At 70.2% G+C, this 16,411-nt stretch carries 15 protein-coding genes; 6 read left to right on the top strand and 9 right to left on the bottom strand.

The genetic code is table 11. The annotated features are described in order from the left end of the window. The first annotated feature begins 47 nt into the window (after positions 1–47). The 4 genes from CPCC7001_RS00975 to CPCC7001_RS00960 all read left to right on the top strand — a co-directional run bounded on the left by CPCC7001_RS00975 (position 48) and on the right by CPCC7001_RS00960 (position 4,423). Entirely contained in the window at positions 48–1,478 is a 1,431-nt protein-coding gene (locus CPCC7001_RS00975; RefSeq protein ID WP_006910517.1) for a TldD/PmbA family protein, read from the top strand. Between the two features lie 2 nt (positions 1,479–1,480). Further along, positions 1,481–2,887, top strand: a complete 1,407-nt coding sequence (locus CPCC7001_RS00970; protein WP_006909898.1) for a TldD/PmbA family protein — start codon at positions 1,481–1,483, stop codon at positions 2,885–2,887. Positions 2,888–2,908: 21 nt separating this feature from the next. Then, positions 2,909–3,943 (top strand): methionyl-tRNA formyltransferase, encoded by a 1,035-nt coding sequence (fmt, locus tag CPCC7001_RS00965; RefSeq protein ID WP_006910512.1) that lies wholly within the window; start codon positions 2,909–2,911, stop codon positions 3,941–3,943. Between the two features lie 279 nt (positions 3,944–4,222). Next, a complete protein-coding gene (locus CPCC7001_RS00960; protein ID WP_043368440.1) occupies positions 4,223–4,423 on the top strand; it encodes a hypothetical protein in 201 nt (66 codons plus the stop codon). Between the two features lie 11 nt (positions 4,424–4,434). On the opposite strand, the gene CPCC7001_RS00955 is transcribed toward CPCC7001_RS00960, so the two are convergent. The 5 genes from CPCC7001_RS00955 to CPCC7001_RS00935 all read right to left on the bottom strand — a co-directional run bounded on the left by CPCC7001_RS00955 (position 4,435) and on the right by CPCC7001_RS00935 (position 7,569). Continuing rightward, the gene (locus CPCC7001_RS00955) at positions 4,435–4,614 is read right to left on the bottom strand and encodes a hypothetical protein (protein ID WP_006910670.1); all 180 of its coding nucleotides are present in this window, start codon (positions 4,612–4,614) and stop codon (positions 4,435–4,437) included. A 19-nt stretch (positions 4,615–4,633) separates the two neighbouring features. Beyond that, positions 4,634–5,947: a DEAD/DEAH box helicase gene (locus CPCC7001_RS00950; protein WP_006910544.1), complete on the bottom strand. Its 1,314-nt coding sequence runs from the start codon at positions 5,945–5,947 to the stop codon at positions 4,634–4,636. A gap of 128 nt (positions 5,948–6,075) precedes the next feature. Next, on the bottom strand, positions 6,076–6,402 hold the full coding sequence (locus CPCC7001_RS00945; protein WP_006909632.1) for a hypothetical protein: 327 nt from the start codon (positions 6,400–6,402) through the stop codon (positions 6,076–6,078). After that, positions 6,402–6,752, bottom strand: a complete 351-nt coding sequence (locus CPCC7001_RS00940) for a DUF6464 family protein (protein WP_006909063.1) — start codon at positions 6,750–6,752, stop codon at positions 6,402–6,404. Before CPCC7001_RS00940 ends, CPCC7001_RS00945 begins: the two co-directional genes overlap by 1 nt. Positions 6,753–6,765: 13 nt before the next feature. Then, on the bottom strand, positions 6,766–7,569 hold the full coding sequence (locus CPCC7001_RS00935) for a membrane protein (RefSeq protein ID WP_006910906.1): 804 nt from the start codon (positions 7,567–7,569) through the stop codon (positions 6,766–6,768). Positions 7,570–7,624: 55 nt separating this feature from the next. On the opposite strand from CPCC7001_RS00935, the gene CPCC7001_RS00930 reads away from it, so the two are divergent. Next, complete coding sequence (locus CPCC7001_RS00930; RefSeq protein WP_006910557.1) at positions 7,625–8,449, top strand: hypothetical protein; 825 nt, start codon at positions 7,625–7,627, stop codon at positions 8,447–8,449. Here the strand turns inward: CPCC7001_RS00930 and CPCC7001_RS00925 are convergent. Further along, positions 8,427–9,344, bottom strand: coding sequence for a hypothetical protein (locus CPCC7001_RS00925; RefSeq protein ID WP_006910932.1), 918 nt, complete (start codon positions 9,342–9,344; stop codon positions 8,427–8,429). The two genes, CPCC7001_RS00930 and CPCC7001_RS00925, sit on opposite strands and share 23 nt — an antisense overlap. 74 nt (positions 9,345–9,418) lie before the next feature. On the opposite strand from CPCC7001_RS00925, the gene mfd reads away from it, so the two are divergent. Beyond that, on the top strand, positions 9,419–12,988 hold the full coding sequence (gene mfd / locus CPCC7001_RS00920) for a transcription-repair coupling factor (RefSeq protein ID WP_006909070.1): 3,570 nt from the start codon (positions 9,419–9,421) through the stop codon (positions 12,986–12,988). A gap of 370 nt (positions 12,989–13,358) precedes the next feature. Here mfd and CPCC7001_RS00915 read toward each other — a convergent pair whose 3' ends face one another. From CPCC7001_RS00915 to ispG, 3 genes are all read right to left on the bottom strand, one after another. Then, positions 13,359–13,646, bottom strand: a complete 288-nt coding sequence (locus tag CPCC7001_RS00915; RefSeq protein ID WP_006909206.1) for a DUF6737 family protein — start codon at positions 13,644–13,646, stop codon at positions 13,359–13,361. Positions 13,647–13,676: 30 nt separating this feature from the next. Beyond that, positions 13,677–15,023, bottom strand: a complete 1,347-nt coding sequence (locus CPCC7001_RS00910) for a S41 family peptidase (RefSeq protein WP_006909374.1) — start codon at positions 15,021–15,023, stop codon at positions 13,677–13,679. 126 nt (positions 15,024–15,149) lie between these two features. Further along, positions 15,150–16,403 carry a (E)-4-hydroxy-3-methylbut-2-enyl-diphosphate synthase gene (gene ispG, locus CPCC7001_RS00905; protein WP_006911154.1) on the bottom strand — a complete coding sequence of 418 codons (1,254 nt, stop codon included), beginning with the start codon at positions 16,401–16,403 and terminating at the stop codon, positions 15,150–15,152. Between the last annotated feature and the right edge of the window lie 8 nt (positions 16,404–16,411).

The following is a 16,411-nucleotide window of genomic DNA, read 5'->3' as shown; positions in this document are numbered from 1 at the left end:
GGCCCTTTTGCTAGGACCTCCCAAGCAACCCCTCCATCCCGTACCTCGTGGTTCTTTCCGCAGCGCCACCAGCGCCCGAGCATCTCGATCAGGGATGGATCCCCCGGCTGGAGCCGCTTCTGGCCGCAGGGCGGGCCGCCGGGGCCGACCTCGTGGAAGTGTTCCTCGAGCGCACCGACCACCTCGGCATGCTGGCCGAGCAGGATGCCATCACCAGCGTCAGCCCCTCCTTCGGCAGGGGGGCGGGCATCCGGGTGTTCCGGGGAGTCCGCGACGGCTTCGTGAGCACGAACGACCTCTCCGAAACCGGACTGCTGCGGGCCCTCGAGCAGGCCCTGGGCATGCTCGGCCTGGAACTCTCGGCCCGGAGCGCCAGCCCGTTCGAGGGACTCGGCAGCCTCAAGGATTACGGCGCCGCCAAGCACGATTGGCTGCCGCGCTGTCCTGCCATGGGCGAGGCCGGAGCCAGGCTCCTCGAGGCCACGGCCCTGTTGCAGCGCCATGGTCGGCACCTGCAGGCCCGCCGCAGCCAGTACGCCCGTGACTGGCAGGAAATCCTGGTTGCGGCGAGCGATGGCACCGTCGCCCGCGACATCCGGCTGCACCAGTCCCTGGGACTGAACGTGCTGGCGGCCGATGGCGACCACCGCGCCGGACTCGGCCGCCGCTACGGCACCTCGGGTCGCCCTGACGATCTGCGCCACTGGGACGCCGACGCCAGCGCCCAGGATGTGTGCGGCAGTGCCGCCACCATGCTCTACGCCGGCTATGTGGAGGCCGGCCAGATGCCGGCGGTGCTCGCCAACCGGTTCGGCGGCGTGATCTTCCACGAGGCCTGCGGCCACCTGCTGGAAACCACCCAGGTGGAGCGGGGCACCACCCCCTTCGCCGAGAAGATCGGCGAGCCGATCGCCCACAGTGCCGTGACGGCCATCGATGAAGGCCTGAGCGATGGCGCCTTCGGCTCCCTGTCGATCGACGACGAGGGGATGGAGGCCCAGCGCACGGTGCTGATCGAGAACGGTGTGCTCAAGCGCTTCCTCAGTGACCGTGCCGGGGAGATGCGCACCGGACATCCGCGCACCGGCAGCGGTCGCCGTCAGAGTCACAGCTTCGCGGCCGCCAGCCGCATGCGGAACACCTACATCGCCCCGGGGCCCCACACCCCGGAGGAGCTGATCGCCTCGGTGGACCGCGGCCTCTACTGCAAATCGATGGGCGGCGGCAGCGTCGGGCCCACCGGGCAGTTCAACTTCGCCGTGGAGGAGGGGTACCTGATCGAGAACGGAGCCCTCACCAAGCCCGTGAAGGGGGCCACCCTGATCGGGGAGGCCAAGGAGGTGATGCCGCGGATCTCCATGTGCGCCAACGACCTCGACCTGGCGGCCGGCTTCTGCGGTTCCGTGAGCGGCAGCATCTTCGTCACCGTGGGCCAGCCCCACATCAAGGTCGACAGCATCACCGTGGGGGGCCGCTGAGCATGACGACCGGAACCGCTCACAATCCCAGGCCCGATTCCGAGCCCAGCCAGGGTCTGGATGCCCCCGCCCTGCAGGAACGTCTCACCTCCCTTGCTGCCCGTCAGGGCATCCGCCAATGGGATCTGGGGGCCTCCTGCAGCACCGACACCTCGGTGCAGGTGGACCGTGGCGAGGCCAAGCAGATGAAGGGGGCCCAGCGCAGCGCCATCACGGTGCGCGTATGGAACAGCGACGGCCTGGTGGGGATCACCAGCACCTCCGACCTCTCCGACTCCGGGCTGCAGAAAGCCCTTGCCGGTGCCCAGGCCGCCTCAGCCTTCGGCAACCCGGAGGACACCCCTGGCTTCTCTCCCCTCGCCACGGCGCCACTGGCGTCGCTGGATCAGCCCAGCCATCCTCCCCAGCCGATCCTCGAGCTGCTCAGCACGCTGCAGCAGGCCGAGCGCACCCTGCTGGACAGCCACCCGGCGATCGGCACCGTGCCTTACAACGGCCTGGCCCAGCGCAGCAGCGAGCGCCTCTACCTCAACAGTGACGGCGCCTGCCGGCACCAACGGCTCACCACAGCCAGCGTCTACCTCTACGCCCGCGCCGAGGAAGAGGGCCGCAAGCCCCGCAGCGCCGGGGCCATGCGCCTGGCCTACGGCGCCAGCGATCTCGACATCGACGGCTGCATCAGCGAAGCGGCCGAACGCACCATCAGCCACCTCCACTACGCCCCCATCCCCACCGGCCGCTACACCTGCGTGTTCAGCCCGGAGGCGTTCCTCGATCTGATCGGCGCCTTCAGCAGCCTGTTCAACGCCCGGGCCGTGCTCGATGGGGTGAGCCTCAGCAACCGCTCGTCCCTGGGCGAAGCCCTGGCCGTGCCCTTTCTCTCCATCCACGACAACGGCCTGCATCCCGGCAACGTCGGCGCTTCGGCCTTCGATGGCGAGGGCACCCCGACCCGGCGCCTCGCCCTGGTGGAGGGCGGCGTGCTGCGCAACTTCCTGCACTCGGAGGCCACGGCCCGGGCCTTCGGGGTGGCGCCCACCGGCCACGCGGGCATGGGGGCCAAGGTGTCGGTCGGTCCCGACTGGTTCGAGATCGGGCCCAGCGCCGGCAGCGACGGCGGCCAGCAGGGGCTGGACCGCTTCAACACCGACGAGCCGCTGGTGTGGATCGATTCCCTCTCCGCTCTCCATGCCGGGGTGAAGGCAAGCCAGGGGGCCTTCTCCCTGCCCTTTGATGGCTGGCTGGTGCGCAACGGCCAGGCACGCTCGATCGAGGCCGCCACGGTGGCCGGCGACATCCGCCAGGTGCTCCAGGGGATCATCGGCTTCGAAGGGGAGGCCAAGGTCACCCCTGACGGTCTCTGCCCGCACGTGTGGGTCGAAGGGCTGTCCATCACCGGCGACGCCTGACCGCTCGCCGAGCCTGCTGCCATGCGGATTCTGTTCTGGGGGACACCGGCCTATGCCGTTCCCAGCCTCGAGGCCCTGGTGGAGGCCGGCCACACCGTGGTGGGGGTGGTGAGCCAGCCCGACCGGCGCCGGGGCCGCGGCAGCCAGCTGGTGGCCTCACCGGTGAAACAGCGGGCCGAAGCCCTCGGACTGCCCGTGTTCACCCCAGGCCGGATCCGACAGGATCCCGGCACCCAGGCGGAGCTGGCCGCCCTCGATGCTGAGATGTCGGTGGTGGTGGCCTTCGGCCAGATCCTGCCGCCGGAGGTGCTGGCCCAGCCCCCGCTGGGCTGCTGGAACGGCCATGGCTCGCTGCTGCCGCGCTGGCGCGGTGCCGCCCCGATCCAGTGGAGCCTGCTGGCCGGCGATCCGGAGACCGGCGTGGGCATCATGGCGATGGAGGCCGGGCTGGACACGGGGCCGGTGCTGCTGGAGCGCAGGCTGACCATCGGGCTGCTCGAGAACGCCGAGGATCTGGCAGGTCGGCTGGCCGCCCTCACCGCCGACCTGCTGCTGGAGGCCCTGCCGCGCATCGCCGCCGCGGGCCCTGGCCCCGAAGCCGAGCGCTGGCGGCGCCTGGGGGTCCGGCCCCAGAGCGAGGACGGCATGACCTACGCCCGCCAGCTGCGCAAGGAGGATGCGGTGGTCGACTGGAGCCTCCCTGCCCTGGAGATCCACCGGCGGGTGATGGCCCTCTACCCCGGAGCCCACACCCTCTGGAATGGTCGGCGTCTGAAGCTGCTGGCCACGGAACCGCTTGTGGAGCGCCTGCGGGGCGAGCTGTCTCCCGAGGCGGCGGCCCTGTGTGGTCGCTGGGGCGCTGGCGGCGGCGGTGCAGAAGCGGGAGAGGTGCTGGCGGTGGCCCCCGGCGAGGGACTGGTGCTCGCCACCGGCGGCTGTCCCCTGCTGCTGCGGGACGCCCAGCTTGAGGGCAAACGCCCCTGCCAGGGGCAGGCGCTGATCCAGCAGTTGAACGCCCGACCGGGCGACCGGATGGGTCTGGGCGCAAGCAGCTGAGCCTTGGCCGTGGGCACCGCCGGGACCGCAGCGCGACCGCGTCGGTCGGGGCGGCTCAGGACGGACATCAGCGCAGAGGTCCGTGCAGAGGTGCCTGCTGGGATGCGTGCGGAGATGCGTGCGGAGCTGGTTGCGGATAAGTTGTGTGTGGTTAGGAAATGCTCACGCCTGCGCTCCCGGCGAAGACGCTAGATCGGAGGAAGCGGTCGAGGCAGGTCCATGGGCATCAGCGTGCCAGCTGGCAGGCCATCACGCCCTTCGGGTGGCCCTGAGGCCGGGGTGGCCTCAGCCACCACCCTCACCTTCGTGGCCGAAGCGGGGGTCCACTGTCAGATCTTCCGCGACACGGCCGGCGGCTATCTGGTGGGCCACCGGGCCGTTGTCGGCGACGGGGGCAACAGAGAACTGAGGAGGGTGGCCACCCTGCCCTGCGCCTACAGCCTCTGCCGCGAACTGGAGGAACAGCGCACCCGGCCCTAGGGGTTGCTGCGCTACGGGTTGCTGCGGCGGTAGAGCGCGTGCAGTCCCTCCAGCTGGTTGTGCACCGAGCGCAGCTGGTCGCGGATGTGGGCGCTGTTCTCAATGCGATCCAGGGCCAGCAGCATCGACTCGATCTGGCTCTTGCAGTCGATCAGCACTCGGCATTCGGGGGATCCGGGCTCGTAGGGCATGGGGACGTTCGTTGCGGCCCTATCCGAGCCGAGGGCCGCGTCCGCGGTTGTGTCGCTTGTTGCCGTTTGCCGACCCCCGCGCCTCCGGCCTGGATGGCCGGCTGCTGCCGCCGCGGCCGGCACTGCCACGGCCCGGGCCGCTTCGCCCTCCCCGGCCCCGGCCGCCGCTGAGGTCGAGCGCCGCGGCGCGCAGCACCGTGGGCTCGAAGCCCGGCACGGTCTCAGAGGGCAGGGAGGTGCCGATCAGACGCTCGATGGCACCCAGCAGCTCGTGCTCCTCAGCGGCCACCAGGGAGATCGCGTGGCCGGGATGGCCCGCCCGGCCGGTGCGACCGATGCGGTGCACGTAGTCCTCCGCCTGATTGGGCAGATCCAGATTCACCACATGGGGAAGCTGATGAATGTCGATGCCCCGGGCCGCCAGGTCGGTGGCCACGAGCACGCGCACCTCACCGGTCTTGAAGCCGGCGAGCGCCCGGGTGCGGGCCCCCTGGCTCTTGTTGCCATGGATGGCAGCAGCCTCCAGGCCGGCCGCACAGAGCCGATCCGCCATCCGGTTGGCCCCGTGCTTGGTGCGCGAGAACACGAGCACCTGCTGCCAGTCGTTGCTGGCGATCAGGTGGGTGAGCAGCTCCGGCTTGCGCGCCATGTCGCAGGGATGGAGCAGATGCTCCACGGTGGGGGCGGCCTGGTTCTCAGGGGTGGCCTGCAGCTGCACCGGCTGGTGCAGCAGGCCGTGGGCCAGCTTGCGGATCGAGGGGCTGAAGGTGGCAGAGAACAGTAGGTTCTGGCGCTTCGGCGGCAGCAGTGCCAGCAGCTTCTGGATGTCGCGGATGAAGCCCATGTCGAGCATCCGGTCCGCCTCATCCAGCACCAGCACCTCCACGCGATCCAGCCGGATGGCCCGCTGCTGCTGCAGATCCAGCAGCCGTCCGGGTGTGGCCACCAGGATGTCGGCACCGGCCCGCAGCCGGTTGATCTGGGGGTTGATCTTGACCCCGCCGAACACCACGTCACTGCGCAGGTCGAGGTAACGGCCGTAAGCCGCCACGTTCTCGGCCACCTGGGCGGCCAGCTCCCGGGTGGGCGTGAGCACGAGGGCCCGCACCACGCCGCCACGGGCATGGGGCCCGTGCCGCAGCCGCTCCAGCATTGGCAGAGTGAAGCCGGCGGTCTTGCCGGTGCCGGTCTGGGCGGCCGCCATCACATCGTGACCCGCCAGCACGGTGGGGATGCACTCCAGTTGGATGGGGGATGGGGTGGTGTAGCCCTTCTCCGCCACGGCCTTGAGGATCGGCAGACCGAGGCCCAGGGCCGCGAACCCGGATGGCACGGGCTCCTGCGCCTCCCCGCGGACCGAGCGCGTGGGAACCGGTTGGGGAGCCGAACGGGGGGAGGGAGTGATGGGAAAACGGGTGGAGCGGTAGCCCCTTCACCCTACGGGCGCCGCCCCGGGCCCGCTCAATCCACGTAGAGCCGACGGGCCGTGGCCAGCACGGCCAGCAGATCGTCGTCATCCAGGCGATCGAACTCCCTCACCCCGAGGCCATGGAGCCATTCCCGCAGCCGGGCGGCGGCGGGGCCGACCGGTTTGGCGGCGTTGGCTTCGGCGGTGGGGTCGTGGTTGGCGGGTGCTTCATTGGCAGGCTGCCCTTCCCCGAAGCCGGTGAAGAACGCCTCCTGGGCGGCCAGCACCCGGAACTTGAGGAACTCGAGCAGGCGGCCCCGCAGGCGACTCCGCTCAGCAGCGCCGCGCTCGGGCCCAGGCGCCGCGGGACACGCTGCCATCAGCCGGCGGGTTCGAAGTGGGCGCAGCGGTCACAGGGGCCTTCGGGGAGCACGGCGCAGCGCAGCAGGGGGCTGCGGGCGTTGTAGCGGCAGAGGGGATCGCCGATCACCCAGCCCGAACCCCAGCGCCTGGCATCGCTGGGCCGCTCCTCGGCCTTCACCTGCAGCGCCACGGCCGCCAGCGCATAGCGCCCGTTGCGGAGGCGGTAACGATGGCGACGCTGCAGCACCAGGAAGCTGCGCTGGCCGATCTCCAGCCAGCGGCCGGGCTGGGGGATCTGGGTCGGCTGCTCCACCGTGAAGGTGTCGAGCAGGTCATCACTGCCGATGTCCCGAAGTTCCACCTGCATCGCCCCTCCGCCCTCAATCCATCTGAGCCGCCGCATCAGCCGGGGGCTGACGGACGGAAAAGCCCCAGAGGAACAGCCCCGCCACCAGGGCCAGCAGGAACCATTCCGGTGGCACCAGCGCGGGCCAGGCCAGCCGCAGCACCAGCCGCAGACCCACCAGGCCCACGGCCAGGTAACCGGCGGTCTCCAGGTGCCGGAAGATCTCCAGCCAGCGGATGAACAGTTCGGCGGTGAGCCGCAGGGCGATCACCCCGATCACGCCACCCGCCATCACCAGCACGAGCCGATCACTCACCGCCACCGCCGCCGCCACGCTGTCGATCGAGAAGGCCAGATCGGTGATCGCCAGGGTGGCCACCACACTCGCGAGCTTCACCTCGGGATGGGGACCGGCGGCGGAGAGACCCCCCGGGTGATGGATCCCGGAGCCGGACGCTGAACCGGGATCCAGGGAGTGGGCATCGGCTGGGTCATCCAGGCCGGACTCCGCCTGAAGCAGGCCGGCCAGATGGCGGCCGCACAGCCAGAGCAGGTAGGCCGCCGCGGCCAGCTGCAGCGGCCAGAAGTTGAGAACCCACTGGGCGGCCAGGATCAGGCCGAGGCGGAACACCAGGGCCAGCAGCAGGCCGAGGTTGAGGGCCGTCTCCTGGCGGGCGCGATCGTGCAGACGCCGGGAGATGGCCGCCAGGGCGATGGCGTTGTCGGCCGAAAGGACCGCTTCGAGGGCCACCAGCAGCGGCAGCAGCAGCAGGGCTTCATGCCAGCGGTCCACCTCCTGGAGCAGAGGCGTGAGGGACTGAATCGACTCGGCTTCCATCGAACCCCGCGGAGGCATCACTCTAGGAAGGCCATTCCCGGCTCCGACTCCACCGATGCAGCTGCAGGCCCGCCTGGTTCATGCGGAGCCCGGATCCCGGGTGGTGGAGGTGTCGGCCCACCGCGATGGCGCGCTGCTGGCCAGCGCCCTGGGCGAAGGTCCCACCGCCGAGGCGGCGGAGGACCGGGCCCTCGAACGGCTGCAGCGGCGGCTCCGAGAGGCTCCGCTCGCGCCCACCCGGGCCAGCTCAGCCGAAGGGCCGGCGGCAGAGGCGAGGCCAGGGGGTGCCTCAGAGGGGCGGCCAGAGGGGCGGCGAGAGGGGCGGCCAGAGGCGCGCCCGAGGGAGTCCGATGTGCCGAAATCACCGCCACAGCGGCCGGAGGCGGGGGCACCGGTGCTGCCCAACGTGGCGGCTCCAGGTCATGACCCAGGCCATGGGGCCGGCCAGGAAGCACCGCCGGAACCGCCGCCCGATCCCGAGGATTGGAGCGGTGAACTGGCCCAGATCGATCTGCAGCTGCGCCGTCTGGACTGGCAGCGGGAGCAGGAGGGCCAGTACCTCCTGCGGGCCTTCGGTCATCCCAGCCGCAGCCGGCTCACCACCTATGCCGATCTGCTGGCCTACCTGCAGGCCCTCACGGCCCTGCCCGGCGGCAGCAATCCCGATGAAGCACCCGTGCCCCTCCGCCGCCGCGACCTGCTGGCCCAGTGCGACCAGCTGCTGGCCCAGCTGGGCTGGGACGCCCAGCGCGGACGGCGCTGCCTGGAGGAGCACTTCGGCCAGAGCAGCCGTCAGCAGTTGAGCGATGCCCAGCTGCTGCAGTTCAACATGGTGCTGGAGGAGGCCGTGCTGGCCCTCAGCGGGAGCCGCGGGGGGTAAGGCTCACGGACCTGGACCTGGCGGATTCCGCCAGCCGGCAGTGCTGCCGCACCAGCCGGGCACCCAGGTCGAGCTGATGCTGGTTGGCGTAGGCCTCGCGCTCCAGCAGCTTCACCTCGGGGCTGGCGCTGGCATACACCGCCTCGGCAAGCACCCGGTTGAGATGGGGCGGCAGGCTGGTGTTCAGACCCAGCAGCCGGGGCGCGGCCCGCACGTTGCCACGGCTGCAGCTCTGGGCCACATGGATGGCCTCGTGGTTGAGCACCTGGGCGAACTCGCTGCTGCCTGAGGCCATCACCTTGGGCTTGATCCGCAGGGTGCGTGCCCCGGGATCCCACTCGGCCGCGGCTCCGCTCTTGCGGGGCTGGGCCAGCTGGATGCGCACCCCGGCCTGGCCCAACACGCCGATGAGCTGGCTGATGGCCGCCTGCTCGGAGTGGAAGCGGGGGGGATCGGCGATCCGTCGGCGGATCTCCGCCAGGGAGAGCTGGGGCTCCCCCACCCGCCGCTGGTAGTGGTAGCGGGTGCGTCCGTCGGGGAGCCGCTCGGCCCGGGGAATCCAGGCCGCATCGGCCACCTCGAGCTCCCGCAGCAGGCTGGCCTCGTCGATGCCCACCAGCCCGGTCGGCCCCTGCCGTGCCGTGAGCGGTTCCGTGGCCTGCAGCAGCCGCGCAGGCACCCCGGCGGCCAGCGGCTCCGGGATGAGACGCCGCAGCGGCAGCAGCGCGACCCCCAGCCCCACCGCCACGGCGAGACCGGCGATGGCGGAGAGCGGGCGCACCAGCGGCACCCGCTGCAGGGGGTCACCGCAGCGGGCGCAGATCCACACCCCGTCGCTGCGGCGGAACATCGCCAGCGGCCGGGGACGGCAGTAGGGGCAGACGTAGCGCGCCACCTCCGCATTGTGGCAACGTCCACCGCCCCGGTGGACCGGTTGGCAAGATCAGGGATTCTGGAAGTACGGCCGCCATGCCCCTCTCCGCCCTGGTGCGCCAGCTGCAGCAGGCCTCCCTGACCGGAGAGGTGCTGGAGCGCAGCCGCCGTGGCGATCGTCTGCGCTTGAGCGGCGCGGGACGGGCGGCACGGGCCCTGATCAGCAGTGCCCTGGCCGGAGCTGCCCATGCCCCGCTGCTGGTGATCGTGCCCACCCTCGAGGAGGCCGGGCGCTGGGCGGCGCTGCTCGAGCTGATGGGCTGGCCGAGCAGCCAGCTCTATCCCACCAGTGAGGGCAGTCCCTACGAGGGGTTCGATCCCACCAGCGAGATCACCTGGGGCCAGCTGCAGGTGCTCAGCGAGCTGCTCGATCGGAGCGAGGACGGCGCCTCCCGGAACCGGCTGGCGATCGTGGCCACCGAACGGGCGCTGCAGCCCCATCTCCCCCCGCCCGCAGCCCTGGAGGCCCGCTGCCTCAGCCTCCGCAAGGGCCAGAGCGTCGATCTGGAGGAGCTGGCCGGCACCCTCACCCAGCTGGGCTACGCCCGTGTGCCCAGCATCGATCAGGAGGGAACCTGGAGCCGCCGCGGCGACATCGTGGATGTGTTCCCGGTGAGCGCCGAGCTGCCGGTGCGGCTGGAGTTCTTCGGGGAGGAGCTCGAGAAGCTGCGGGAGTTCGACCCCACCAGCCAGCGCTCCCTCGATGCCACCGAGGTGGTGCGCCTCACCCCCACCGGCTACACCCCCCTGATCGCTGACGCCCTGCGGGAGTCGATGCCCGAGGGGCTGGAGCAGCTGCTCAGCCCCGAGGCCCAGGAGCAGCTGCTGGAGGGCGGCACGCCGGAAGGCCTGCGGCGGCTGATGGGCCTGGCCTGGGCCGAGCCGGCCTCCCTGCTGGACTACCTGCCGGCCGGCACCGTGATCGCGGTGGACGAGCGCCGCCACTGCCTGGCCCACGGCCAGCAGTGGTATGAGCACGCCGTCGAGCACCATGCCGAGGTGACACGGGAGCTTGGCGCCGCCCTGCCTGCCGTGCTGCACCGCCCCGCCAGCGCGGTGCTCGCGGCGGTCGAGGCGTTCCCGGGCTTCGATCTGGCCGAACTGCACGAGAGCGACAGCCACCCCAACAGCTTCGATCTGGCCTCCCGCTCCGTGCCGGCCCACCCCAACGCCTTCGGCAAGCTGGCCGCCCTGATCAAGGGGTTCCAGCAGGAGAGGGCACGGGTGTGGCTGCTCTCCGCCCAGCCGTCGCGGGCCGTGGCCCTGCTCGAGGAGCACGACTGCATCACCCGCTTCGTGCCCAACCCGGCGGACACCCCGGCGATCGAGCGGCTGATCGAGCAGAACACCCCGGTGGCCCTGAAAACCAGGGGCACCGCCGAGCTGGAGGGCCTGCAGCTGCCGGCCTGGAAGCTGGTGCTGATCACCGACCGGGAATTCTTCGGTCAGCACAGCCTCGCCGCCACGGGCTACGTGCGCCGCCGCCGCAAGGCGGCCAGTCGCACGGTGGATCCGAACAAGATGCAGCCGGGTGACTTCGTGGTGCACCGCAACCACGGCATCGGCCGCTTCCTCAGGCTCGAGAAGCTCGCCATCGGCGGCGAGGAGCGCGACTACCTGGTGGTGCAGTACGCCGATGGGCTGCTGCGGGTGGCCGCCGACCAGCTGGGCAGCCTGGGCCGCTACCGCGCCACCAGCGACAGCCCGCCGGACCTCAACCGCATGGGCGGCACGGCCTGGAGCAAGGCCAAGGAGCGGGCCCGCAAGGCGGTGCGCAGGGTGGCGCTCGACCTGGTGAAGCTCTACGCCGAGCGGCACAAGACGCCTGGCTTCCCGTTCCCCCCCGATGGCCCCTGGCAGAACGAGCTGGAGGACTCCTTCCCCTATGAGCCCACCCCGGATCAGGTGAAGGCGATCGCCGACGTGAAGCGCGACATGGAACAGGCCCAGCCCATGGACCGGCTGGTGTGCGGCGACGTGGGCTTCGGCAAGACCGAGGTGGCCATCCGCGCCATCTTCAAGGCCGTCACCGCCGGCCGGCAGGTGGCGATGCTCGCCCCCACCACCGTGCTGGCCCAGCAGCACTGGCGCTCCCTCTCCGAGCGCTTCGCGCCCTACCCGGTGAAGGTGAGCCTGCTGAACCGCTTCCGCACCGCGGCGGAGCGCAAGCTGATCCAGGAGGGCCTGGCGGCGGGCACGGTGGACGTGGTGGTGGGCACCCACCAGCTGCTGGGCAAGGGCACCCGCTTCAAACAGCTGGGCCTGCTGGTGGTGGACGAGGAGCAGCGCTTCGGCGTGAACCAGAAGGAGAAGATCAAGGCCCTGCGCAAGGACGTGGACGTGCTGACCCTCAGCGCCACGCCGATTCCCCGCACCCTCTACATGAGCCTTTCGGGGGTGCGGGAGATGAGCCTGATCACCACGCCGCCTCCCCTGCGCCGGCCGATCAAGACCCACCTGGCGGCCCTGGATGAGGAGGCGGTGCGCAGCGCCATCCGCCAGGAGCTCGACCGGGGTGGCCAGATCTTCTATGTGGTGCCTCGGGTTGAGGGGATCGAGGAGGTGGCCGAGCGCCTGCGGCAGATGTTGCCGGGGCTGCAGCTGCTGGTGGCCCACGGGCAGATGGCCGAGGGCGAGCTGGAGAGCGCCATGGTGGCTTTCAACGCCGGTGAGGCCGACCTGATGCTCTGCACCACGATCGTGGAGAGCGGCCTCGACATCCCCCGGGTGAACACGATCCTGATCGAGGACGCCCACAGGTTCGGTCTGGCCCAGCTCTACCAGCTGCGCGGCCGGGTGGGCCGCAGCGGCATCCAGGCCCACGCCTGGCTCTTCTATCCGGGTGATGCCTCCCTGAGCGAGGCGGCACGGCAGCGGCTGCGGGCGATCCAGGAGTTCGCCCAGCTGGGCAGCGGCTACCAGCTGGCCATGCGCGACATGGAGATCCGCGGCGTGGGCAACCTGCTGGGGGTGGAGCAGAGCGGCCAGATGGAGGCCATCGGCTTCGACCTCTACATGGAGATGCTGCAGGAATCGCTGGCCGAGATCCAGGGTCAGGACATCCCCAAGGTGGACGACACCCAGATCGACCTGCCGATCACCGCCTTCATCCCCGGCGACTGGATCACCGAGAACGACGAGAAGATGGCCGCCTACCGGGCCGCCGCCGACTGCACCAGCAAGGAGGCCCTGGTGGAGCTGGCCGCGGCCTGGGTGGATCGCTACGGCGCCATCCCCGCCCCCGTGACGGCCCTGCTGCAGCTGATGGAGCTGAAGCTGGTGGCCAGGCGCTGCGGCTTCTCACGGATCAAACCGGAGAAACCCAACATCGCCCTGGACACCCCCATGGAGGAACCCGCCTTCCGGCTGCTGCGCCAGGGCCTGCCCCAGCATCTGCACGGCCGGCTCGTGTACCAGGCCGGCAGCGGCAGCACCGCCAAGGTGCTGGCCCGGGGCCTGGGGGTGCTGCCGGTGGAGCGGCAGCTGGAGGAGCTGATGGGGTGGCTGAACCAGATGGCCGATCAGATCCCCGGCGCCGACGGCCTCACCGAGGCCCAGCGGGCCGAAGCGCAGCGGGCCCGGAATGCCGAGGTGCTCAGGGTCTGAGGCCCTGCGGGTCTGCGACGGGGCGGGGGCGGGAGGCAGGGCCTGGCTGCCGGAAACGGCCCACACCCGCAAAACCTTGTTACGATACTGAGAGTTTTGTAAATAAGGTCGGAGCTGCATGGGGGACGTGATGAGTGTCGGGACTGGCGCTGGCGCCGATCTGAGCCTGATGTCGGCCGTCATCAGTGCCGCCGCCCTCGGCCTCTTCGCCGTGCTCCAGGCCCCCAACGAGAACAACGACGACGACGACTCCGGTCCCGGTGGCGGCCTGATGCAGCCGGTCGCCTGATCGCAGCGCCGTCGTCAGCTCTGCCCGGAAGTTCCCGCAGCGATCCTGCAGCCATCCCCTGAAAGGCCCTGAACTCCCCTGTCAGCCGGCGTCATCGGGTGGCGGTGCAGTGCGAGGCGGATCAGTGCTGCGTGGCGGCTCCACTGTTCCAGCTGCCTCCTGCGCCACGACCGACTGTGTGTAGCCGGCCGGTACCAGCACCAGGAACAGCCACCACCACGCCAGCACCGCGGCCGCCACCGGCGCCGTGATCCACCAGCGGTGCAGCAGCCACCAGGAGCCGATGGACACAGCCACTCCCGTGAGCACGATGCTCCAGGGCTGACACCACCACGGCTTGAGCGCCCAGATCGAGGCGGGTGGAGTCACGCTGTGGGGGGGGATCCGCAGGGGTGGCGATCAGGGACGGGAGCCCGCCGAAGCGCCCAGGGCCGCCGGCACGTTGGCGCTGCCGGGGTTGAAGGTGCCTCCCACGGAATTCGCCATCTGCAGGCGCTTGCGCAGGGTGGACTCCGCGACCCGGTACTGGCTGTCCTTGGCCGTGCCGAGATCCTGCAGCTGCAGGCGCTGGGCTTCCTGCTCGGTCATCTTGGCCTGCACGTCCGGATCGATGCCGTACTTGTGAATGTCGCGCCCCTTGGGCGTCATGTACTTGGCGATGGTCACGGTCATGCCGGAACCGTCGGAGAGGCCCCGCACCGACTGCACAAGCCCCTTGCCGAAGGTCTTCTGGCCCACCAGCACGGCACGGTTGTTGTCCTGGAGGGCGCCGGAGAGGATCTCGCTGGCACTGGCCGAACCCTCGTTCACCATCACCACCAGGGGTTTGTCGGTGAGGGCGCGGCCGGTGGCCTTCTTCACATCGGTGATGCCGTTGCGGGTCTTGGTGGACACGATCGTGCCCTCATTGAGCCACTGGCGGGCAATCTCCACGCTGGCCCCCAGCAGCCCGCCCGGATTGCTGCGCAGGTCGAGCACGTAGCCCTGAACGTTCTGCCCTTCCAGCTCGCGCAGGGCGACGCGCATGTCCTTGGTGGCGTTGGCGTTGAACTGCTTCAGCCGGATGTAACCCACCTTCACCCCGTCGGGGGTGACGTTGATCTGGTGATCCACGGCGTGCAGTTCGATCCGATCCCGCACCAGGGGCACATCCAGGCTCTGTCCCTTGCGGCGCAGGGTGAGGGTCACCGTGGTGCCGGCCTGGCCGCGGATCAGCTTCACCGCATCCTCGGTGGTCATGCCCTTGGTGCTCTTGCCGTCGATGGCGGTGATCACGTCCTTGGGCAGCACCCCGGCCCGCGAGGCCGGAGACCCCTCGATCGGCGCCACCACCACCAGGTCCTTGGTGTCCTTGTCGAGACTCAGCTGAATGCCCACCCCGGAGAGTTCACCGGAGGTGTCGATCTGCATCTCCTTGAACTCACGGGGGTCCAGGAAACGGGTGTAGGGATCATCCAGAGTGGCGAGCATGCCCCGGATCGCCTCATAGGCTTCCTTCGGGGTGCCATAGCTCTTGGCCAGCACATCGCGACGCAGCTGTCTCCACTGCTCCGGGGTGTACTTGCCGTTGATATCCAGATAGTCGCGGAAGACGATCTGCCAGGTCTGGTCGATCACCTCCTTGGGACTGTCGGTGATGCTCCCCGCCCCTCCCGGCGGGGTGACGGCTTCACGGGCCATGACCGCCGTTGCCGCACAGGCACCCACGCTGACCAGCACGATCAGACTGGTGCGTGCGCTGCCCATGGAAGGAACCCTGCGGGGGCGGGATACAGATCGTCAACCTAGCGCCGAACCACGGTCAGGCCGGGGACGGATGACCGGATCGTGAAGGGGCATCCAAAGGGGCATCCAGCTGAGCGGCCGGGCCGCTCAGGGATCCACCCAGCGACCGTCCTCCTTGATCAGGGCAATCAGGGCATCCACACCCTCGGCCTCCGGAACACGGCGGATCTCTTCACGGCCGCGGTACAGGGAGATGGTGCCGGGGGTCTTGCCCACGTAGCCGTAGTCGGCATCGGCCATCTCGCCCGGGCCGTTGACGATGCAGCCCATCACGGCGATGTCCAGACCGGTGAGGTGGGCGGTGGCGGAGCGCACCGTGTGAAGCACCTCCTCCAGGTTGAACAGCGTGCGGCCGCAGCTGGGGCAGGCCACGTACTCCACCATCGTCTTGCGCAGCCCCAGGGCCTGCAGGATCGAGTAGCACACAGGAATCTCTTTCTCCGGTGCCTCGGTGAGCGACACCCGGATCGTGTCCCCCAGGCCCTCGGCCAGCAGGGTGGCGATGCCGGCGGTGCTCTTGATGCGGCCGTAGTCGCCGTCGCCCGCCTCGGTCACCCCCAGATGCAGGGGGTAAGGGAAGCCATCCGCGTCCATGCGGTCGGCCATCATCCTGTAGGCAGCCAGCATCACCGGCGCCCGCGAGGCCTTCATCGACACCACGATGTTGTGGAAGTCGAGGCGGTCGCAGATGTGGATGAACTCCATGGCGCTCTCCACCATCCCCAGGGGGGTGTCGCCGTAGGTGAACAGCATGCGCTCCGCCAGGGAACCGTGGTTCACGCCGATGCGCAGGCCCTTGTCCTGCTCCTTCAGCAGGCTCACCAGCGGCTCGAGCGTGGTCTGGATCCGCTCCCCGATCGCCGCCACCTCCTCGGCGGTGAACTCGGTGCGGTTCGGATCGGGCTTGTCGAACACATACAGGCCCGGATTGATGCGCACCTTGTCCACGTGCTGCGCCACCTCCAGGGCGATCTTCATGCCATTGTGGTGCACGTCGGCCACCAGCGGCACCGGGCGGTAGGTGTCCTCCAGACGCCTGCGGATCTCGCCCACCGCCTTCGCATGGGCCAGGCTCGGCACCGTGAGCCGCACGATCTCGCAGCCGGCCTCATGCAGACGGCGGATGCCCGCCGTGGCCCCCTCCACGTCCAGGGTGTCCTCGTTGATCATCGACTGCACCACCACCGGGTGGTCGCTGCCCACCCACACATCGCCCACCCGCACGCTGCGGGTCTTGCGGCGCCGGATGACGGTGTCGTAGCGGGGGTTGCTGGCCCAGTCGGCGGGGAGCCCCGCTGGAGAGCTGGCGGCGGAGTCGGGGCGAGCCAGGGTACCGGTCATGGCAGGGG

This window comes from Cyanobium sp. PCC 7001, from assembly GCF_000155635.1.
GTDB lineage: Bacteria > Cyanobacteriota > Cyanobacteriia > PCC-6307 > Cyanobiaceae > NIES-981.
Note: the sequence above shows the minus strand (reverse complement) of the source record. Positions and strands in the feature narration are given on the sequence as shown.